We start from the raw sequence: 19872 nt of genomic DNA on the forward strand, positions 1-19872 counted from the left end.
AAGGTTAACGCTGCGATGTGACGCCGAATAGAAAAAGAGATCTAAAGCGTGAAGCAGTGCGCAATCCGCAGATTGCGCACTAAAAAGATTAATGCAGGATTTTGGCGAGGAAGTCTTTTGCACGTTCAGATTTAGGATTTGCGAAGAACTCTTCTTTTGGTGAGTCTTCAACAATTTTCCCTTCATCCATGAAGATCACGCGGTTGGCCACTTTACGGGCGAAGCCCATTTCGTGCGTCACCACCATCATGGTCATCCCTTCGTGCGCCAGCTCCACCATGACGTCCAGCACTTCGTTGATCATCTCAGGATCGAGCGCGGACGTCGGCTCATCAAACAGCATAGCCACCGGATCCATGCACAGCGCACGCGCGATTGCCACACGCTGCTGTTGGCCGCCCGAAAGCTGCGCCGGGAACTTATCCGCATGTGCAGACAGCCCGACGCGTTCCAGCAACTTCAGCCCCTTTTCGCGCGCCGCTTTTTTGTCGCGCTTCAGCACTTTCACCTGCGCCAGCGTCAGGTTCTCAATGATGGAGAGGTGAGGGAACAGCTCAAAATGCTGGAACACCATCCCTACGTGGGAGCGAAGCTGGGCAAGGTTGGTTTTGCGGTCATTCACTTTGGTGCCGTTAACGACAATCTCGCCCTGCTGGACAGGTTCCAGCCCATTAACGGTTTTGATAAGCGTCGACTTACCGGAACCGGACGGGCCGCAGACCACCACCACATCGCCTTTTTTCACTTCTGTTGAGCAGTCGGTCAGCACCTGAAAGTGCCCATACCATTTAGAAACATTTTTCAGGGAAATCATTATACCGTCCTTTTCTTCAGCCAGCTGACCAACAGCGATGCGCTTAAACTAATCACAAAATAGACCCCGCCCGCGAAGAGGATCATCTCAACCTGCGTTCCGTCACGTTCGCCAATGGTGGAGGCGGTACGGAAGAAGTCTGCCAGGCTCAGCACGTAGACCAGGGAGGTATCCTGGAACAGGACGATGCCCTGCGTCAGCAGCAGCGGAACCATGGCGCGAAACGCCTGCGGCAGAATAATGAGCTTCATAGACTGCCAGTGCGTCATACCGAGCGCCAGCGCAGCGCTGGACTGCCCGCGCGAGATACTCTGAATACCGGCGCGGATGATCTCTGAGTAGTAGGCGGCTTCAAACATGGAAAACGCCACCATGGCAGAGATCAGGCGGATATCGGTCTTTGGCGACAGTCCCAGTACGTTCTGTAAAAAGCCGGGAACAATCAGATAAAACCACAGCAGCACCATGACCAGTGGAATGGAGCGGAACACGTTAACGTAAGCCGTGGCAAACCAGGCGAGCGGCTTAAAGCTCGACAGGCGCATCACTGCCAGCAGGGTGCCCCAGACAATACCGACGATAATGGCGATAACGGTGATCTTTAAGGTGATTGCCAGTCCATCCAGCAGATAGGGCATGGAGGGAACAATGGAACTCCAGTCAAAATCGTACATTTATTTGCCCCCCAGATTGCCCGGCAGGCGTACTTTGCGTTCAACCAGGTTCATCACCAGCATGATGAATGCGTTAATCAGAACATAGGCGAGCGTGATCGCCGTGAAGGATTCCCATGCGTGAGCGGAATAATCCAGCAGTTTGCCCGCCTGCGCCGCCATATCTACCAGACCAATGGTTGAGGCGATAGCCGAGTTTTTTACCAGGTTCATCATTTCGGACGTCATCGGCGGAACGATGACGCGGTAAGCGTTCGGCAGCAGTACGTAACGGTAGGCCTGAGGCAGAGTCAGGCCCATCGCCAGTGCCGCATTCTTTTGCCCGCGCGGCAGTGACTGTATGGCGGCACGTACCTGCTCGCAGACGCGCGCAGCGGTGAACAGCCCCAGACACAGCATAGAGGAGACAAAAAATTGTACGTTAGGATCCAGCTCGGCCTTAAACCACATGCCGAGATCTTCCGGCAGCAGTTCCGGGATCACCAGATACCAGGTAAAGAACTGCACGATCAGCGGAACGTTACGGAACAGTTCCACATAGAGCGTGCCAATTGAAGAGAGAAAACGGTTAGGGACGGTACGCAGAATACCGAACAGCGAACCGACAAGAAACGCGATAATCCACGCCGTTATCGATAACGCAACGGTAACCTGAAAGCCGCTCCACAGCCAGCCGAGATAGGTGGTGTTGCCGAACGGGGCTTGTTGCAGAAAGATGCCCCAGTTCCAGTCAATTGACATAGTAAACTCCAGAAAAAAAAGGGTAGCAGCGCTACCCTCGAAGATTGGTGAGAAGCTCAATTTTTGCGCTGAGTGGGGAACGACCACTCAACGTATAGTCTGTCCATGCTTCCCGACAATCGAGAGGGCAGGAGATCCCGCCCCTGTCGTTCTAATTAGTTAAGAGCTTTGTCGTTTGGTGATTTGAACAGCGCTTTCATGTCGTCAGACAGTTCAAAGTTCATGTTCAGGTTTTTTGGTGGAATTGGGTTCTTGAACCATTTGTCGAACCATTTTGCCGCTTCGCCGGAGGTTTGCGCCTGAGCGATGGTGTCATCGATCAGTTTCTTGAAGTCCTCGTCACCTTTACGCAGCATACAGCCGTAGGCTTCTTTCGACTGGGCGGTACCGACGATTTCCCAGTTGTCTGGTTTCTTCGCCTTGGCGCGCTCGCCTGCCAGCAGAGCGTCATCCATCATAAACGCGACGGCACGGCCGCTTTCCAGGGTACGGAAGGAGTCGCCATGGTCTTTCGCGCTGATGATGCGCATGTCCATTTTCTTCTCGTCGTTCAGCTTGTGCAGCAGCACTTCGGACGTGGTACCGGAGGTCACGACAACCGCTTTGCCTTTCAGGTCAGCAAAATCTTTGATGTCGCCGCCTTTCTTCGTCAGCAGGCGGGTGCCCACAACGAAGATGGTGTCCGAGAAAGCGGCCTGTTTCTGACGCTCAAGGTTGTTGGTGGTTGAGCCACATTCAAAATCAAATGTGCCGTTTTGCAGCAGAGGAATACGGTTCTGTGAAGTGATGGGGATCAGCTTCACTTGCAGGTCAGGTTTGTTCAGCTTTTTCTTCACGGCTTCAACGATGGCGTTGGAGTAATCCTGTGAATAGCCCACGACTTTTTGCGTGTTGTCGTAGTAAGAGAACGGGACAGAAGATTCACGGTGGCCGACCACGATCACGCCGTTTTTGGCAATCTTGTCGAGAGTGCTTCCTGCTGCCGGAGCGTCTTCAGCGTGGACAACCCCCGCAGACATTCCCATAACCAGCATTGCTGTGGCCAGTTTACGTAATTGCATACCCAACTCCTTTCTTATCAGCGCCAGTGACGCATAGATACCCATTGTGATGTTGTTATATCTCGCGCAATGCGAGTGCAGTGTTATGCAAGCTTGTTAACATTTAGTCTGGCTTAATGTAAAGATTTTGCTGCGTTATTGTTTATTTTTGCGAAGCGCGCCGCACCATTCAGAGGCAATAATCCCTCGTTGCACCGTTTCGGTGCTACCGATGATCTACGCTGGTGCGACAAGGTTGCATGTTAAGCCAGACAGCGTTGATGTAAGTAAACAAAGCAACAGGCGTGCCAGAATTGAAGTTTGGGAGGAAATTGTCGGGCGGCGCCGGCGCCGGAGAGCAGGCCGGGTAAGGCGTAGCCGCCACCCGGCAACAGAAGGTAAGGTTATTTACGACGCTGACGCAGGCTCATCAGCACTGCGCCAAAGCCGAACAGCACGGTCAAAATCCACAGCGGCCAGTTCCCGGTGCGCGCGTAAGGGGTGAGCCCGGTAGTTGGCGTGACGTTAGTAGTCAGCACCTCACGGGTAAATTGCGGGATCATGGCCTGGATTTCACCCTGCGGACCAATCACGGCGGTAATGCCGTTATTGGTGCTGCGCAGCAACGGACGCGCCAGCTCCAGAGAACGCATTCGCGCCATCTGGAAGTGCTGCCACGGACCAATCGATTTACCGAACCACGCATCGTTTGAGATGGTCAGCAGATAGTCGGTGTCCGGGCGGAAATTATCGCGCACCTGCTCGCCGAGGATAATCTCGTAGCAAATGGCGGCCGTCAGGGCAAAACCGTGCGCATGCAGCTGCGGCTGGACGTAAGGGCCCCGGCTGAATGAGGACATCGGCAAATCAAAGAACGGTGCCAGTGGGCGCAGAATAGACTCCAGCGGAACAAATTCGCCAAACGGTACAAGGTGGTTTTTGTTGTAACGATTGGTCGAGGTATAGCTGTATTCGCTGTCCTTACCGAGCGTAATGATCGTGTTGTACGTGTCATAGCGGTTCTGCTGATTGAGACGCGCATCCACAATTCCGGTGATCAGCGTACTGCCGCGTGCGCGCAGCAGATCGTCCATCATCTTCAGGAAGGGCTGCTGATTGATCTCCAGGTCTGGGATCGCAGACTCAGGCCAGATGATGAGCTGCGATTTGCCCATCACCTTTTCAGTGGCGTTGGCGTAGATTTTCAGCGTGTTCAGCAGCTGATTCTCATCCCATTTCAGGGACTGCGGGATATCGCCCTGGACCAGAGAAACCTGCGTGGCGCGCGCGGGCTCCAGCGTAAACCACTGGATATAACGCAGCGGGAAGGGCAGGGCAAACAGGATTAACGCGGCAACCAGCGGCTTCCAGTTACGTGTCACCAGGGCCAGCACCAGCAGGCCGCTGACGATCATCAACAGGAAGTTGATGGCTTCCACGCCCATGACCGGGGCCAGGCCTTTCAGCGGGCCGTCTACCTGGCTATAGCCGAACTGCAACCACGGGAAGCCGGTCAGTACCCAGCCGCGCAGAAATTCGGTGATTTGCCAGACAACGGGTGCCGCTATCGCTACGCGCAGCCAGGTCGTTTTTGGCCACAGGCGAGACAGGATGCCCGCGAACAGGCCGGTGTAGAGCGAGAGATAGGCGGCGAGCAGCACAACCAGGAAGACGTTAACCGGCCCCGGCATTCCGCCAAATTGCGCGATACTGACGTAGACCCAGTTGATACCAGAGCCAAACAGTCCCAGCCCCCAGAAGTAGCCGATGGCCGCGGCCTGTACCGGACGACGGTTCAGGGTAAGCCCCTGTAGCCCCATCAGGGAGAGAATAGCGGCTGGCCAGATATCGTAAGGAGAAAAAGCCAGCGTACCGCTGGCTCCGAGTAACAGCGCCAGCAGCAAACGGACGCGCTGGCGTTCAACGAGTGGGGCAAATGCCATTTACATTAATCTTCCAGTTTTGGCACCGGTGAGTCGTCCGGCATTCTGACGTGAACCTGAATAATACGTCGGCTGTCAGCCATTGCGACCTTGAACTGGTAACCATCGATGTCAACGGTTTCACCGCGGGCCGGAAGATGGCCGAAGGCCTGCATCACCAGACCACCAATGGTGTCCACTTCTTCATCGCTGAAGCTGGTGCCAAAGGTATCGTTGAAGTCTTCAATGGAGGCCAGCGCGCGCACGGTCCAGGTGTGGCGGCTCAGCTGACGGAAGTCAATATCCTCTTCTTCGTCATACTCGTCTTCGATTTCGCCCACGATCAGCTCAAGGATGTCTTCGATTGTGACCAGACCGGAAACGCCACCAAATTCATCAATAACAATCGCCATGTGATAGCGCTGGGAGCGAAACTCCTTCAGCATCCGATCCACACGCTTACTTTCCGGCACAACCACGGCCGGGCGTAACACCTTTTCCATACTGAAGGCTTCGGCATCGCTGCGCATAAACGGCAGCAGATCTTTCGCCATCAAAATCCCTTCGATGTGATCTTTATCTTCGCTGATGACCGGGAAGCGCGAGTGAGCCGATTCGATAATCACATCGAGGCACTCGTCCAGCGTCTGGTTGCGTTTCAGGGTAATCATCTGCGAGCGGGGGATCATGATGTCGCGGACGCGCTGGTCGGCGATGTCCATCACCCCTTCGAGCATTTCGCGCGTATCTTCGTCGATAAGGTCGTTCTGCCCGGAATCACGAATCAGCTCCAGCAGTTCATCACGGTTTTTCGGTTCGCCGTGGAAAAGCTGGTTCAGAATGAGGGAGAAAAATCCCTTTTTAGTGGTTGTCGTGTCGCTACTGTGTGAATTGTCGTCGCTCATGGCGTTTGTTAAGGGTTCTCTTGTTAGTTCAACGTTAACCGCCGCGCTATGTCCCTGCGCGGCGGCATGGTAGTCAGTGACTGACTATTCTTTCTCGGCAATGTACGGATCCTCATAGCCCAGAGCAAGCATTATCTCTGTCTCGAGGGATTCCATCTCTTCCGCTTCGTCATCTTCAATATGGTCGTAACCCAGAAGATGCAGGCTACCGTGCACCACCATGTGTGCCCAGTGCGCTTCCAGCGGCTTTTGCTGCTCTTTGGCTTCCTGCTCAACCACCTGACGGCAGATGATCAAATCGCCCAGCAGCGGCATCTCAATGCCCGGAGGGGCTTCGAATGGGAAAGAGAGCACGTTGGTCGGCTTATCTTTCCCGCGGTAGGTCAGGTTGAGCTCATGGCTTTCTGCTTCATCCACCAGGCGAATCGTGACCTCTGATTCTTCCTGAAACTGGGGGATAACGGCATCCAGCCATTTCTGAAACTGTGCCTCTTCTGGCATGCCGGAATTATCTTCACAGGCCAGCTGTAAATCGAGGATCACCTGACTCATTTCTGTTCATGCTCCTGCGCTTCGCGCTTACGTTCTGCGGCCAGTTCGGCCCTGCGCTTCTGATCTGCCTCTTCCCAGGCCTCATAAGCGTTAACGATACGCGCGACCACCGGATGGCGTACCACGTCTTCACTGTGGAAGAAGTTGAAGCTGATTTCCTCTACCTCGGCCAGGACTTCGATGGCGTGACGCAGACCCGATTTGGTGTTACGCGGCAGGTCAATCTGGGTGACGTCACCGGTGATAACCGCTTTCGAGTTAAAGCCAATACGCGTCAGGAACATCTTCATCTGTTCGATAGTGGTGTTCTGGCTCTCATCCAGAATGATGAACGCGTCGTTAAGCGTACGGCCACGCATGTAGGCCAGCGGGGCCACTTCAATCACGTTACGCTCGATGAGCTTTTCAACTTTCTCGAAGCCGAGCATTTCGAACAGCGCGTCATACAGCGGGCGCAGATACGGGTCGACCTTCTGGCTCAGATCGCCCGGCAGGAAGCCCAGTTTTTCACCGGCTTCAACAGCAGGGCGGGTCAGCAGGATACGGCGGATCTCCTGACGCTCAAGCGCATCGACCGCAGCAGCAACGGCCAGATAGGTTTTACCCGTACCCGCCGGGCCCACGCCGAAGGTGATGTCATGGTCGAGAATATTGGCGATGTACTGCGCCTGGTTCGGGGTACGAGGCTTAATCACGCCGCGTTTAGTTTTGATGTTGATGGCTTTGCCATAGTCCGGCACGCTCTCCGCGCTCTGCTCAAGCACGCGCGCCTCTTTGATGGCCAGGTGGATCTGTTCAGGTTCAATATCCTGGATCTCACCGCGCATCGGGGCGGTATCAACATACAGGCTGCGGAGAATATCTGCCGCGGCGTTGACGCAGATTGGGCGTCCGGTGAGTTTGAAATGGTTATCGCGACGATTGATTTCGATACCCAGACGTCGCTCCAGTTGTTTGATGTTGTCATCAAACGGCCCGCACAGGCTCAGCAGGCGAGCGTTGTCTGCGGGCTCAAGGCTAATTTCACGCGTATCTATGTTCAAACTGTTCCTCTTTAATTGGTTAACTGACCTGTGGCCACACGGCGTAATAAAACGGTCATTACCGAAATTATTCACGCCACAGAATAAAGGCGCAAGCGTTGCGGTAGATATTGGGGGTGATGAGAGGAAATACAAGGCCTGCCGGACAGGCAGGCCAGGAGGATCACGGCTGGTAAATACCTACGCCAGAGTCGTTGACCTTGCGGGTGCGAGAGATAACGGATTCCGGAGTCTGTGCAATTCGCAGACCCATTTCATCCTCAGTGCGTACCACCTTCCCGCGCAGCGAGTTCGTGAGCACTTCGACAATCTCGACGTCCACAAACTTACCGATCATGTCCGGGGTGCCTTCAAAATTCACCACGCGGTTATTTTCGGTTCGACCAGACAGTTCCATGATGCTCTTACGGGAGGTGCCTTCCACCAGAATACGCTGGACAGTGCCGAGCATGCGACGACTCCAGGCGTTGGCCTGCTGGTTGATACGCTCCTGTAGAATATACAGACGCTGCTTTTTCTCTTCTTCCGGTACATCATCAACCATATCGGCCGCAGGGGTGCCCGGGCGCGCAGAGAAGATAAAGCTGTAGCTGACGTCGAAATTCACCTCGCCGATGAGCTTCATGGTGCGCTCGAAGTCATCAGCGGTTTCGCCAGGGAAGCCGACGATAAAGTCGGAGCTAATCTGGATATCCGGGCGCGCTTCACGCAGCTTGCGGATGGTGGACTTATACTCCAGCACCGTATGTGGACGACCCATCAGGTTCAGCACGCGGTCAGAGCCGCACTGGATCGGCAGGTGCAGGAAGCTCACCAGCTCTGGCGTATCGCGATAGACGTCAATAATGTCGTCGGTAAATTCCATCGGATGGCTGGTGGTAAAGCGAATGCGGTCGATGCCGTCAATCGCCGCCACCAGACGCAGCAGTTCAGCAAAGCTGCCGGTGGTACCGTCGTAGTTTTCCCCGCGCCAGGCGTTCACGTTCTGCCCCAGCAGGTTCACTTCGCGAACGCCCTGCGCGGCAAGCTGCGCGATTTCAAACAGGATATCGTCTGCCGGGCGGCTCACTTCTTCACCGCGGGTATAAGGCACCACGCAGTAAGTACAGTATTTGTTGCAGCCTTCCATGATGGAGACGAAGGCGGTCGGGCCATCAGCGCGCGGCTCTGGCAGACGGTCAAATTTCTCGATCTCCGGGAAGCTCACGTCAACCACCGGGCTACGGCTGCCGCGAACCTGGTTAATCATCTCTGGCAGGCGGTGCAGGGTTTGAGGGCCAAAAACGATATCCACATAGGGGGCTCTCTGGCGGATCAGCTTACCTTCCTGCGATGCGACGCAGCCACCCACGCCAATGATCAGGTCCGGATTTTTCCGTTTGAGAAGCTTCCAGCGGCCTAACACATGAAAGACTTTTTCCTGTGCTTTTTCACGAATTGAACAGGTGTTCAGCAGCAGCACATCGGCTTCTTTCGCATTTTCAGTCAGCTGGTATCCGTGGGTGGTATCCAGCAGATCGGCCATCTTCGATGAATCGTATTCGTTCATCTGACAGCCCCAGGTTTTTATATGGAGTTTTTTAGTCATCGACTTGCTCAGCTCAGGATTGCAAGCCGCGTATTGTAATGCTTTGGTGCGGTTGTGACCAGTATGAAGGTTGTCAACCTCAGGGCCGCAAAAATCCGGTAAACTTAAGGCATTCTTCAATAAGGAATAGTGACCATGACACTCCTGAACACCGAAGTTGCCGTTGTTGGCGGCGGTATGGTCGGCGGCGCACTGGCGCTGGGGCTGGCGCAGCAGGGATTTGACGTAACCGTTATTGAACAGGCGGCTCCGCCGGCATTCGATCCTGCCAGCCAACCGGACGTGCGTATTTCCGCCATCAGCGCGGCCTCTGTTGATCTGCTTCGCGGGCTGGGCGTCTGGGAGGCGGTGCTGGCGATGCGCGCGCATCCTTACAGCCGTCTCGAAACCTGGGAGTGGGAAAATGCTCACGTGTCGTTTGATGCCGCCGAGCTGAAACTGCCGCGCCTGGGCTATATGGTGGAAAACAACGTGCTCCAGCAGGCACTCTGGCAGGCGCTGGAGGCGCACCCGAAGGTGACGCTGCGCGTGCCGGACTCGCTGAAAGGCCTGCATCGTCATGAGGGCGGGTATCTCCTGACGCTGGACAACGACGATGAGCTGGCCGTGAAGCTGGTGGTGGGGGCGGATGGCGCGAACTCGCAGGTCAGGCAGATGGCAGGCATTGGGATCCATGCCTGGCAGTACCAGCAGTCCTGCATGCTGATCACCGTTCAGTCAGCAAACGCGCCGGGCGAAAGCACCTGGCAGCATTTTACGCCGAACGGCCCGCATGCATTCTTACCGCTGTTTGATAACTGGGCTTCGCTGGTGTGGTACGACAAACCGGCGCGCATTCGACAGTTGCAGGGGCTGTCCATGGATCAGTTGCAGCGCGAAATCCGCCAGCACTTCCCGAGCCGTCTGGGCAACGTGACCCCGGTTGCCGCCGGCGCATTCCCGCTGATGCGACGCCATGCGTTGCAGTATGCCCGTGAAGGACTGGTGCTTGTGGGGGACGCGGCGCACACCATTCATCCGCTGGCGGGGCAGGGGGTGAATCTGGGATACCGTGACGTCGATGCGTTACTGGATGTGCTGGGTAACGCTCGCGCCCACGCGGAAGCCTGGGCCAGCCATCAGGTTCTGAAGCGCTACCAGACGCGCCGTATGGCGGATAACTTCATTATGCAGTCGGGGATGGATCTGTTCTATGCCGGGTTCAGCAATGATGTTGGTCCGGTGCGTATAGTGCGCAATATTGGATTGATGGCAGCGGAACGTGCCGGTGGTCTGAAGCGTCAGGCCCTGAAGTACGCCCTCGGACTCTGATCTTTATTCCCTCTCCCCGTGGGAGAGGGTTAGGGTGAAGGCATCAGGCCGCACTATTCTGAACAACAAAAACAAAAAAGCCCGCAGAGCGGGCTTGTTTGTTTAAAGTGGCTGGGGTGCAGGGATTCGAACCCCGGAATGCTGGTATCAGAAACCAGAGCCTTACCGCTTGGCGACACCCCAATTGCGTTAAACAAACTGCTTAACGACTTTAAAGTGGCTGGGGTACGAGGATTCGAACCTCGGAATGCCGGAATCAGAATCCGGTGCCTTACCGCTTGGCGATACCCCAACAATGTTCAGTTTACCGAATCGTATTCGATAACGTAAATATGGTGGCTACGACGGGATTCGAACCTGTGACCCCATCATTATGAGTGATGTGCTCTAACCAACTGAGCTACGTAGCCAGTACTGCAATCTTCGATGGCTGGGGTACCTGGATTCGAACCAGGGAATGCCGGTATCAAAAACCGGTGCCTTACCGCTTGGCGATACCCCAATACCGCGGAGAACCGCATGATCGAAGAAATATGGCTGGGGTACCTGGATTCGAACCAGGGAATGCCGGTATCAAAAACCGGTGCCTTACCGCTTGGCGATACCCCATCCGTGCAACGCTTACCTGGGAATGGTGCGGGAGGCGAGACTTGAACTCGCACACCTTGCGGCGCCAGAACCTAAATCTGGTGCGTCTACCAATTTCGCCACTCCCGCAAAAAAGATGGTGGCTACGACGGGATTCGAACCTGTGACCCCATCATTATGAGTGATGTGCTCTAACCAACTGAGCTACGTAGCCATCTTTTTTTCGCGTTACCTTATCGGCGTTGCGGGGCGCATTATGCGTATAGACCCTTGCAGCGTCAACACCTTTTTCAATGAAAATAGCCGGAATGTGACTGTTTGGTTAGGTTGCGAACAGCGAGGCCGAATATTCGACAATTATTGGTTATTAATCGATTTTATGCCGGGAAAAGAGAGGCAAAAAAATCAGGCCCCGGAGGGCCTGATTATAGTCTGGACATTATTTATAAGCAGACTGGTGAACGCCCACCGCGCGTCCTGACGGATCGTTCATCGCTTTGAAGGATTCATCCCATTCAATGGCTTTAGCAGAAGAGCAGGCGACCGAAGGACCACCCGGTACGCACTCGGCTGCGCTTGGAACCGGGAACAGCTCCTCAAAGATCTCACGGTACAAATACGCCTCTTTCGAGGCTGGCGTGTTGTACGGGAAACGGAAGCTCGCAGTTTCCAGTTGTTGATCAGAAACCTGTTTCGCCGCCACCTCTTTCAGGGTGTCGATCCAGCTGTAGCCTACGCCATCGGAGAACTGCTCTTTCTGACGCCACGCCACGCTCGCCGGCAGGTAGGATTCAAAACATTCACGCAGGATATGTTTCTCCATTTTGCCGTTGCCGCACATTTTGTCCTGTGGGTTGATGCGCATCGCCACATCGAGGAATTTCTTATCGAGGAACGGCACGCGGGCTTCCACACCCCAGGCGGACATCGCTTTGTTGGCGCGCGCGCAGTCAAACATGTGCAGCGCCTGTAGCTTACGCACCGTTTCTTCATGCAGCTCTTTGGCGTTTGGCGCTTTGTGGAAATAGAGGTAACCGCCAAACACTTCGTCAGAACCCTCGCCGGAGAGCACCATCTTGATGCCCATCGCTTTGATCTTCCGCGACATCAAATACATCGGCGTGGAGGCGCGAATGGTGGTCACATCATAGGTTTCAATGTGATAGATCACATCGCGGATCGCATCCAGACCTTCCTGTACGGTGAAGTGAATTTCATGGTGCACCGTGCCAAGATGGTTCGCCACTTCCTGGGCGGCTTTCAGGTCAGGTGCCCCTTCCAGACCCACGGCAAAGGAGTGCAGTTGTGGCCACCAGGCTTCAGAGCGCTCCTGATCTTCCACGCGACGTGCGGCGAATTTCTTGGTGATCGCGGAGATCACGGAGGAGTCCAGACCGCCGGAGAGCAGTACACCGTAGGGGACATCTGACATCAGGTGGCTTTTCACTGACTCTTCCAGCGCCTGACGCAGTTCCGCTTTGTCCGTCACGTTGTCTTTCACCGCTTCATAATCAAACCAGTCGCGCTGGTAGTACGGGCGGATCTCGCCGTCCTGGCTCCACAGGTAGCTACCTGCCGGGAACTCTTTGATGGTGCGGCATACCGGTACCAGGGCTTTCATCTCTGAGGCAACGTAGAAGTTACCGTGTTCATCGTGTCCCATGTACAGCGGGATAATACCAATATGGTCGCGGCCAATCAGGTAAGCGTCTTTTTCGCTGTCGTACAGGGCGAAGGCGAACATACCTTGCAGGTCGTCGAGGAACTCCGGGCCTTTCTCCTGATACAGCGCCAGGATCACTTCGCAGTCTGAGCCGGTCTGAAACGCGTAGCGATCGCCGTACTCAGCGCGCAGCGCCTGATGGTTGTAAATTTCACCGTTAACAGCCAGCGCGTGCGTTTTTTTCTCGTTATACAGCGGCTGTGCGCCAGCGTTGACATCAACAATGGAGAGACGTTCGTGAGCCAGAATCGCTTTATCGCTGGCGTAAACGCCTGACCAGTCCGGACCGCGATGGCGCATCAGGCGGGACAATTCGAGTGCTTTTTTACGCAGTTCGCCCGCGTCAGTTTTAATATCCAGTACGCCAAAAATAGAACACATAACCTTCTCCGTTAACCCTGTTGCGTTGTGATGTTGCTTGCTTATGAAAATGCCGCAAAAAGGGGAGGGGGCGCAAGCGTTTTACCGATGAAAACGTAAAAAGTGCAATGGCAATTGCCGAATCTTAAAAAAAGTGTATGCCTTAAGCAATTATATTGATGATTTCTCAATGAAGAGCTGATTTCGTTAGATGAAGTGATGTTTTAAGACAGCAGAAATGAAAAACCACGCCCTGAGGCGTGGTTCTGAATCAAATAACGTCGATTTCGTCGACAGAGGGGTAAATCCAGCTTGGCCGGAACGGCATCGTATCAATGTCATCAAGCTGTGAAACGCCAGAAAGCACCAGGATGGTTTCAAGCCCCGCCTGGAAGCCAGCAAGAATATCGGTACGCAGGTTGTCGCCTACAATGACGGTTTCTTCTGAGTGTGCCTGCATCGTATTCAGTGCGGCGCGGATAATCCACGGGCTCGGTTTACCGACAACAAACGGCTTACGGCCCGAGATTTTTTCGATACCGGCACACAGCGCACCGCAGGCGGGATAAAAACCGCGACCGTGCGTGTCCGGGTTGGTGGCGATAAAACGCGCACCGTTGGCGACAAAGTAGGCTGCCTTATGCATCATCTCCCAGTTAAAGGAGCGCGTTTCGCCCACGATGACAAAGTCCGGGTTCACGTCGGTGATGGTGAAGCCCGCTTTATACAGCTCGTGGATCAGCGCACCTTCACCAACCACATAGGCTTTTTTGCCTTCCTGACGCTTCAGGAAATCCGCGGTCGCCATCGCAGAGGTATAGAACACGCTGTCCGGGACGTTGACGCCCGCAGTAGCAAAGCGATTTGCCAGATCCTGACCAGTCTGTGAAGGGTAGTTCGTGAGAAGAACCAGTGGCATTCCTTTGTCGATGATGCGGTGAAGAAACTCCGCAGCACCCGGCACGGCAACGTTGTCGTGCATCAGCACGCCGTCGATATCACAAATTACATTCTTAATGGTCATGGACAATCCGACATCAAAAAAAGAAGGCGTTACTATAAGATCCGATCAGGATTCCAGCAAATGTTGCAGCAGGATCCCGTTCAGCATGGCACGTTTTACCAGGGCGAATGCGCCAATTGCCGAGCGGTGATCGAGCGTAGATCGCACCACCGGCAAATTCTGGCGAAATGCCTTCAGCGCCTGGGTATTGATGCAGCCTTCAATGGCGGGCAGTAACACTTTTTCGGCTTCAACGATCTCGCCGGCAATCACCACCTTTTGCGGATTAAACAGGTTGATGGCAATGGCGATGGTCTTACCCAGATGGCGTCCTACCTGTTCGATCACTTCGCAAGCCAGCGCATCGCCTTTGTTTGCCGCTTTGCAGATGGTGCCGATCTTACAATCGTCCAGCGTGACGCGGCTCTGGTAACCCTGCTCCAGCAGATGGCGAACGCGATGTTCAATGGCGGCGTTGGCGGCAACGGTTTCAAGACAGCCAAAATTACCGCAGTGGCAACGCTCGCCAAGCGGTTCCACCTGGATATGACCAATCTCGCCTACGTTACCGTTACGACCAATAAAAATGCGGCCATTCGAGATGATGCCCGCACCTGTACCACGGTGAACGCGCACCAGAATAGAGTCTTCGCAGTCCTGGCTCGCACCAAAGTAGTGCTCCGCCAGCGCCAGCGAGCGAATATCGTGACCAACAAAGCAGGTCAGCTTGAAGCGCTTTTCCAGCGCCTCAACCAGCCCCCAGTTCTCTACCTTAATATGCGGCATGTAGCGAATAACGCCGCTTTCCGGGTCAACCAGGCCGGGCAAAATCACCGAGATGGCGATGAGTTCACGGATCTTGCGCTGACAGCTTTCGATAAACTGCGCAATGGTATTCAGTAACGCATGTTCAAGCGTCTCCTGCGTGCGCTCAGGAAGGGGGTAATGCTCTTCGGCAATGGCCTTGCTGCTCAGGTCGTAGAGCGTAAGAGTGGTGTCATGACGTCCTAAGCGAACGCCAATGGCCTGAAAATTGCGGGTTTCCGTGACGATGGAAATCGCGCGGCGGCCCCCGGTGGAGGCCTGCTGATCGACTTCTTTGATCAGGCCGCGCTCAATAAGCTGACGTGTAATTTTTGTCACGCTGGCGGGAGCAAGCTGGCTTTGTTCGGCTATCTGAATGCGTGAGATTGGCCCGTGCTGGTCAATCAGGCGATAAACTGCCGCGCTGTTAAGTTGTTTAACGAGATCGACATTACCGATTTGAGCTTGTCCGCCTGGTGTCATACTTTTACTTACTCAGTGACGACCTCGTTACCATTAACGATGGTCTTAATAATTTTATAATCGTGTGTGAACGCCGTCAGGTTTGCAACCATACCTGGCGCAATACCACCGAGCTGTTTATCGACGCCAATGGCGCGCGCCGGATAAAGCGTGGCCATGCGCAGCACTTCCTCAAGCGCGATGCCGCAATGTTCAACGAGATTACGTACCCCTTCGATCATCGTCAGAGAAGAACCGCTCAGCGTGCCGTTCTCATCCACACACAGTCCATTCCGGTAGTATATTGTTTTACCAGCAAAAATGAACTGGTCAATATTCGCTCCTGCCGGAGCGGTAGCATCCGTCACCAGGCAGAGCTTGTCGCCTTTCAGGCGTTTGGCGTTGCGGATGTTGGTGTAATCGACATGCAAGCCGTCGGCGATAATGCCGCAGTAGACGTCTGGTTCATCCAGAATTGCGCCAACCAGTCCCGGTTCGCGGCCAGTAATATAGGGCATCGCGTTATAAAGGTGTGTGGCAAATGTAATGCCTGCGCGGAAACCGGCCTTCGCCTCTTTCAGCGTCGCGTTCGAATGGCCCGCAGATACCACAATCCCGGCGGCGGCCAGTTTGCTGATAACGTCCGTGCCGGTCATTTCCGGGGCCAGCGTCACTTTGGTGATCACATCGGCATTGGCGCACATGTAATCCACCAGCTCGGCATCCGGTTTGCGCACGTAGTTTGGGTTATGGGTGCCTTTCTTGACCATATTCAGCCAGGGCCCTTCCAGGTGCAGGCCCAGCGCCTGATTCGGATGTTTTGCCAGGTATTCGCGCATGACGCGGATACCCTGTTTCATCAGGTCATCGCTGCTGGTGATCAGCGTTGGCAGATAGCTGGTGCAGCCCGATTTCTCGTTGGCTTTCTGCATAATTTCCAGCGTTTCAACCGTCACCGCTTCTGGGGTATCGTTAAACTGGACACCGCCGCAGCCGTTAAGCTGTACGTCGATGAAACCGGGGGAGATTACAGCTCCATTGAGTGAACGCTGTTCGATCTCCGGCGGCAGTTCCGCCAGCGGGCAAACACGTTCAATCAGGCCATTGGCGATTACAATCGCATGGTCATCCAGAATTTCATGGCCGGTATAAATCCGACCGTGGGTTAAAGCGTACATATCGACCCCCGGTTAAAAAAAGCGACCGCCCCGGATAAAAGAGGCGGTTATTCAATTACAGACCTTTGATGTTCTCAGCTTCCAGCTCGTTGAAGTATTTCAGCGTTTTCACTTTCAGCTCCATGGTGGACGGTTCGTCACACACGACAACCGCTTTTGGATGCAGCTGTAAGCAGCTGATCGTCCACATATGGTTCACGTTGCCTTCAACGGCAGCCTGAAGCGCTTGCGCTTTCACCGCGCCCAGCACCAGAATCATCACTTCTTCGGCATCCAGCAGCGTGCCCACGCCCACGGTCAGCGCGTATTTAGGCACCTGATTGACGTCTCCGTCAAAGAAGCGGGAGTTAGCCACGCGCGTATCATGGGTCAGCGTTTTAATACGGGTACGGGAAGCCAGTGAAGATGCCGGTTCGTTGAACGCGATATGACCATCGTTGCCTACGCCGCCCATAAACAGGTGGATTTTACCGTAGGAACGGATTTTTTCTTCATACTGACGGCATTCTGCGTCAATATCAGGCGCGTTTCCATTCAGCAGGTTAATGTTTTCAGCCGGAATATCAACGTGATCGAAGAAATTACGGTGCATAAAGCTGTGGTAACTTTCCGGATGTTCCTTTGGCAGGCCGACATATTCGTCCATGTTGAAGGTCACAACGTGTTTAAAGCTAACCTGGCCCGCTTTGTGCATTTCAACCAGAGCTTTATAAGCGGTCAGGGGCGTGCCGCCGGTTGGAAGACCGAGAACGAAAGGACGATCGGCTGTTGGTTTGAACGCGTTGATACGATTAACGATATGACGAGCAGCCCATTTTCCGACTTGTTCAGCTGTTGCCAGGGGAATCAGTCTCATTATTCACCTCTAAAGTTTAAGTAAAAGTGGGCGGATGATTAGTGCAACCTGAACTAAGCGTAACCTGGAACCTTTCAGGCCGGATCAATCCGTCTTGATTTTTTGAATGATAAAATAAGTTTTCGTCGTTAGCCAGTGACAGGGAGGGTTTAATACGATATTTGGTGACAATAATCACAAAAAATAGGTGTTTAATTTGCGATACGAATTAATTTTTCACACACTCACACTGCCAGTGAATCATCAACTGTATCTATCGTTCGTGACACAATAAAAACATAGTTTATGCGCGAGTCTTAACAAAGGGTCTCGTAGGGGGAATAGGATGAATATTTTAGGTTTTTTCCAGCGCCTCGGTAGGGCTTTGCAGCTCCCTATCGCCGTGCTACCGGTTGCAGCATTGCTGCTGCGATTCGGGCAACCCGATCTTCTTAACGTGCCGTTTATTGCCCAGGCAGGCGGCGCAATTTTTGACAACCTGGCGCTGATTTTCGCCATCGGTGTGGCGTCAAGCTGGTCAAAAGACAGCGCGGGTGCCGCGGCACTGGCAGGGGCTGTCGGTTACTTCATCCTCACGAAAGCGATGGTAACCATCAATCCTGAAATCAACATGGGTGTGCTGGCAGGTATCATTACTGGCCTGGTGGGTGGCGCCGTGTACAACCGTTGGGCAGGTATCAAACTTCCTGACTTCCTGAGCTTCTTCGGCGGTAAACGTTTTGTGCCGATTGCGACGGGCTTTTTCTGTCTGATCCTCGCCGCCATCTTTGGCTACGTTTGGCCACCGGTGCAGCATGCTATCCATGCGGGTGGCGAGTGGATCGTGTCTGCGGGCGCAATGGGCGCGGGCATCTTCGGTTTCATTAACCGTCTGCTGATCCCAACCGGTCTGCATCAGGTACTGAACACCATCGCCTGGTTCCAGATTGGTGAGTTCACCAACGCGGCCGGCGCGGTATTCCACGGTGATATCAACCGCTTCTACGCAGGCGACGGCACCGCGGGCATGTTCATGTCTGGCTTCTTCCCAATCATGATGTTTGGTCTGCCTGGCGCGGCGCTGGCAATGTACCTGGCTGCGCCGAAAGCGCGTCGCCCAATGGTTGGCGGGATGCTGCTGTCCGTTGCGATCACCGCCTTCCTGACCGGCGTGACCGAGCCACTGGAATTCCTGTTCATGTTCCTGGCTCCGCTGCTGTATCTGATGCATGCGATCCTGACCGGTATCAGCCTGTTCGTCGCCACCCTTCTGGGTATCCATGCTGGCTTCTCCTTCTCCGCAGGCGCCATCGACTATGTGTTGATGTACAACCTGCCGGCGGCAAGCAGCAACGTCTGGATCCTGATGGTGATGGGCCTGATCTTCTTCGTTATCTACTTCGTTCTGTTCAGCGCGGTTATTCGTATGTTTAACCTGAAGACGCCTGGTCGCGAAGATACGAAAGATGATGTTGTGACCAGTGAAGCCAACAGCAATACCGAAGAGGGTTTAACCCAACTGGCAACCAGCTACATTGCCGCTGTGGGTGGCACCGACAACCTGAAAGCGATCGATGCCTGTATTACCCGTCTGCGTCTGACCGTAGGCGACTCCGCGCGCGTGAGCGATGCGATGTGCAAACGCCTGGGTGCGTCTGGTGTGGTGAAACTGAACAAACAAACCATCCAGGTTATCGTGGGTGCGAAGGCCGAATCTATCGGCGATGAAATGAAAAAAGTGGTTGCCCGTGGGCCGGTCGCTGCCGCCTCAACGGATAACGCGCCAGTGGCTGACGCGCCGGTTGCAAAACCGCAGGCTGTGCCAAACGCGGTGACCATCGCTGCGCTGGTTTCTCCGGTGACAGGTGACGTTGTTGCGCTTGAACAGGTGCCTGACGAAGCGTTCGCCAGCAAAGCGGTCGGTGACGGCGTGGCGGTGAAACCAACGGACAAAACCGTGGTCTCTCCGGCTGCCGGTACTATCGTGAAAATCTTTAACACCAACCATGCGTTCTGCCTGGAAACGGAAAAAGGCGCGGAGATCGTTGTCCATATGGGTATCGATACCGTTGCGCTGAACGGCCAGGGCTTTACTCGCCTGGTGGAAGAGGGTGCTGAAGTGGCGGCAGGCCAGCCGATTCTGGAAATGGATCTGGACTTCCTGAATGCCAACGCGCGCTCCATGATAAGCCCCGTCGTGTGCAGCAACATCGACGACTTCAGCGGTCTGGTGATCCAGGCGCAGGGGCAGGTAGTTGCAGGCCAGACGCCACTGTATGAGATTAAAGGCAAGTAATCGCTCCTGAGTAGAGTTATGCCTTTAGTGGCG

Annotated in this window: 16 protein-coding genes and 7 tRNA genes; 2 read left to right on the forward strand and 21 right to left on the reverse strand. The window is 54.4% G+C overall.

Features of this window, described 5'->3' with window-relative positions; translation table 11 throughout:
* Positions 1–88: 88 nt before the first annotated feature.
* From DD597_RS00415 to miaB, 9 genes are all read right to left on the reverse strand, one after another.
* Positions 89–814, reverse strand: a complete 726-nt coding sequence (locus tag DD597_RS00415; RefSeq protein WP_006809622.1) for an amino acid ABC transporter ATP-binding protein — start codon at positions 812–814, stop codon at positions 89–91.
* Positions 814–1488 carry a glutamate/aspartate ABC transporter permease GltK gene (gltK, locus tag DD597_RS00420; protein ID WP_003858686.1) on the reverse strand — a complete coding sequence of 225 codons (675 nt, stop codon included), beginning with the start codon at positions 1486–1488 and terminating at the stop codon, positions 814–816. Before gltK ends, DD597_RS00415 begins: the two co-directional genes overlap by 1 nt.
* Complete coding sequence (gltJ, locus tag DD597_RS00425) at positions 1489–2229, reverse strand: glutamate/aspartate ABC transporter permease GltJ (protein ID WP_015571133.1); 741 nt, start codon at positions 2227–2229, stop codon at positions 1489–1491.
* A gap of 155 nt (positions 2230–2384) precedes the next feature.
* Positions 2385–3290: an amino acid ABC transporter substrate-binding protein gene (locus tag DD597_RS00430; protein ID WP_003858681.1), complete on the reverse strand. Its 906-nt coding sequence runs from the start codon at positions 3288–3290 to the stop codon at positions 2385–2387.
* Between the two features lie 383 nt (positions 3291–3673).
* Positions 3674–5212, reverse strand: coding sequence for an apolipoprotein N-acyltransferase (gene lnt / locus DD597_RS00440; protein ID WP_059294766.1), 1539 nt, complete (start codon positions 5210–5212; stop codon positions 3674–3676).
* A 5-nt stretch (positions 5213–5217) separates the two neighbouring features.
* Positions 5218–6096, reverse strand: coding sequence for a CNNM family magnesium/cobalt transport protein CorC (gene corC, locus DD597_RS00445; RefSeq protein WP_003858679.1), 879 nt, complete (start codon positions 6094–6096; stop codon positions 5218–5220).
* Positions 6097–6180: 84 nt separating this feature from the next.
* Positions 6181–6648, reverse strand: coding sequence for an rRNA maturation RNase YbeY (ybeY, locus tag DD597_RS00450; protein WP_003858677.1), 468 nt, complete (start codon positions 6646–6648; stop codon positions 6181–6183).
* On the reverse strand, positions 6645–7691 hold the full coding sequence (locus DD597_RS00455; RefSeq protein ID WP_003858674.1) for a PhoH family protein: 1047 nt from the start codon (positions 7689–7691) through the stop codon (positions 6645–6647). The genes ybeY and DD597_RS00455 overlap by 4 nt, the downstream gene beginning before the upstream one ends.
* A 163-nt stretch (positions 7692–7854) precedes the next feature.
* Complete coding sequence (gene miaB / locus DD597_RS00460) at positions 7855–9279, reverse strand: tRNA (N6-isopentenyl adenosine(37)-C2)-methylthiotransferase MiaB (RefSeq protein ID WP_003858672.1); 1425 nt, start codon at positions 9277–9279, stop codon at positions 7855–7857.
* Between the two features lie 135 nt (positions 9280–9414).
* Here miaB and ubiF point away from each other — a divergent pair, with 135 nt between their 5' ends.
* Positions 9415–10590 (forward strand): 3-demethoxyubiquinol 3-hydroxylase, encoded by a 1176-nt coding sequence (gene ubiF, locus DD597_RS00465; RefSeq protein WP_047054208.1) that lies wholly within the window; start codon positions 9415–9417, stop codon positions 10588–10590.
* A 108-nt stretch (positions 10591–10698) separates the two neighbouring features.
* On the opposite strand, the gene DD597_RS00470 is transcribed toward ubiF, so the two are convergent.
* The 12 genes from DD597_RS00470 to nagB all read right to left on the reverse strand — a co-directional run bounded on the left by DD597_RS00470 (position 10699) and on the right by nagB (position 17564).
* Positions 10699–10773, reverse strand: a tRNA-Gln gene (locus tag DD597_RS00470).
* 34 nt (positions 10774–10807) lie between these two features.
* Positions 10808–10882 (reverse strand) — tRNA-Gln (locus DD597_RS00475).
* A 41-nt stretch (positions 10883–10923) separates the two neighbouring features.
* Positions 10924–11000 (reverse strand) — tRNA-Met (locus tag DD597_RS00480).
* 17 nt (positions 11001–11017) lie between these two features.
* Positions 11018–11092 (reverse strand) — tRNA-Gln (locus DD597_RS00485).
* A 32-nt stretch (positions 11093–11124) separates the two neighbouring features.
* A tRNA-Gln gene (locus DD597_RS00490) sits at positions 11125–11199 on the reverse strand.
* Between the two features lie 23 nt (positions 11200–11222).
* Positions 11223–11307, reverse strand: a tRNA-Leu gene (locus DD597_RS00495).
* An 8-nt stretch (positions 11308–11315) separates the two neighbouring features.
* Positions 11316–11392: transfer RNA gene (locus DD597_RS00500), tRNA-Met, on the reverse strand.
* A gap of 225 nt (positions 11393–11617) precedes the next feature.
* The gene (gene asnB / locus DD597_RS00510) at positions 11618–13282 is read right to left on the reverse strand and encodes an asparagine synthase B (RefSeq protein WP_003858669.1); all 1665 of its coding nucleotides are present in this window, start codon (positions 13280–13282) and stop codon (positions 11618–11620) included.
* Between the two features lie 250 nt (positions 13283–13532).
* Positions 13533–14285 (reverse strand): ribonucleotide monophosphatase NagD, encoded by a 753-nt coding sequence (nagD, locus tag DD597_RS00515; protein WP_003858667.1) that lies wholly within the window; start codon positions 14283–14285, stop codon positions 13533–13535.
* A 45-nt stretch (positions 14286–14330) separates the two neighbouring features.
* Positions 14331–15551, reverse strand: a complete 1221-nt coding sequence (locus tag DD597_RS00520) for an N-acetylglucosamine repressor (RefSeq protein ID WP_003858665.1) — start codon at positions 15549–15551, stop codon at positions 14331–14333.
* An 8-nt stretch (positions 15552–15559) separates the two neighbouring features.
* Positions 15560–16708 (reverse strand): N-acetylglucosamine-6-phosphate deacetylase, encoded by a 1149-nt coding sequence (gene nagA / locus DD597_RS00525; RefSeq protein WP_045350550.1) that lies wholly within the window; start codon positions 16706–16708, stop codon positions 15560–15562.
* 55 nt (positions 16709–16763) lie between these two features.
* Positions 16764–17564, reverse strand: a complete 801-nt coding sequence (gene nagB, locus DD597_RS00530) for a glucosamine-6-phosphate deaminase (RefSeq protein ID WP_003858663.1) — start codon at positions 17562–17564, stop codon at positions 16764–16766.
* A gap of 325 nt (positions 17565–17889) precedes the next feature.
* On the opposite strand from nagB, the gene nagE reads away from it, so the two are divergent.
* Positions 17890–19839 (forward strand): PTS N-acetyl glucosamine transporter subunit IIABC, encoded by a 1950-nt coding sequence (gene nagE / locus DD597_RS00535; RefSeq protein WP_003858662.1) that lies wholly within the window; start codon positions 17890–17892, stop codon positions 19837–19839.
* Positions 19840–19872: the final 33 nt, after the last annotated feature.

This window comes from Enterobacter cloacae complex sp. 677-3DZ2D5B (assembly GCF_004136695.1).
Taxonomy (GTDB): domain Bacteria; phylum Pseudomonadota; class Gammaproteobacteria; order Enterobacterales; family Enterobacteriaceae; genus Enterobacter; species Enterobacter hormaechei_C.

Bases quoted from the DNA above. Each gene is read 5' to 3' on its own strand.
- miaB (WP_003858672.1), bottom strand. From the start codon at position 9,279: ATGACTAAAAAACTCCATATAAAAACCTGGGGCTGTCAGATGAACGAA.
- asnB (WP_003858669.1), bottom strand. From the start codon at position 13,282: ATGTGTTCTATTTTTGGCGTACTGGATATTAAAACTGACGCGGGCGAA.
- nagE (WP_003858662.1), top strand. From the start codon at position 17,890: ATGAATATTTTAGGTTTTTTCCAGCGCCTCGGTAGGGCTTTGCAGCTC.
- ybeY (WP_003858677.1), bottom strand. From the start codon at position 6,648: ATGAGTCAGGTGATCCTCGATTTACAGCTGGCCTGTGAAGATAATTCC.
- lnt (WP_059294766.1), bottom strand. From the start codon at position 5,212: ATGGCATTTGCCCCACTCGTTGAACGCCAGCGCGTCCGTTTGCTGCTG.
- DD597_RS00415 (WP_006809622.1), bottom strand. From the start codon at position 814: ATGATTTCCCTGAAAAATGTTTCTAAATGGTATGGGCACTTTCAGGTG.
- DD597_RS00430 (WP_003858681.1), bottom strand. From the start codon at position 3,290: ATGCAATTACGTAAACTGGCCACAGCAATGCTGGTTATGGGAATGTCT.
- gltJ (WP_015571133.1), bottom strand. From the start codon at position 2,229: ATGTCAATTGACTGGAACTGGGGCATCTTTCTGCAACAAGCCCCGTTC.
- DD597_RS00520 (WP_003858665.1), bottom strand. From the start codon at position 15,551: ATGACACCAGGCGGACAAGCTCAAATCGGTAATGTCGATCTCGTTAAA.
- nagD (WP_003858667.1), bottom strand. From the start codon at position 14,285: ATGACCATTAAGAATGTAATTTGTGATATCGACGGCGTGCTGATGCAC.
- nagA (WP_045350550.1), bottom strand. From the start codon at position 16,708: ATGTACGCTTTAACCCACGGTCGGATTTATACCGGCCATGAAATTCTG.
- ubiF (WP_047054208.1), top strand. From the start codon at position 9,415: ATGACACTCCTGAACACCGAAGTTGCCGTTGTTGGCGGCGGTATGGTC.
- gltK (WP_003858686.1), bottom strand. From the start codon at position 1,488: ATGTACGATTTTGACTGGAGTTCCATTGTTCCCTCCATGCCCTATCTG.
- nagB (WP_003858663.1), bottom strand. From the start codon at position 17,564: ATGAGACTGATTCCCCTGGCAACAGCTGAACAAGTCGGAAAATGGGCT.
- corC (WP_003858679.1), bottom strand. From the start codon at position 6,096: ATGAGCGACGACAATTCACACAGTAGCGACACGACAACCACTAAAAAG.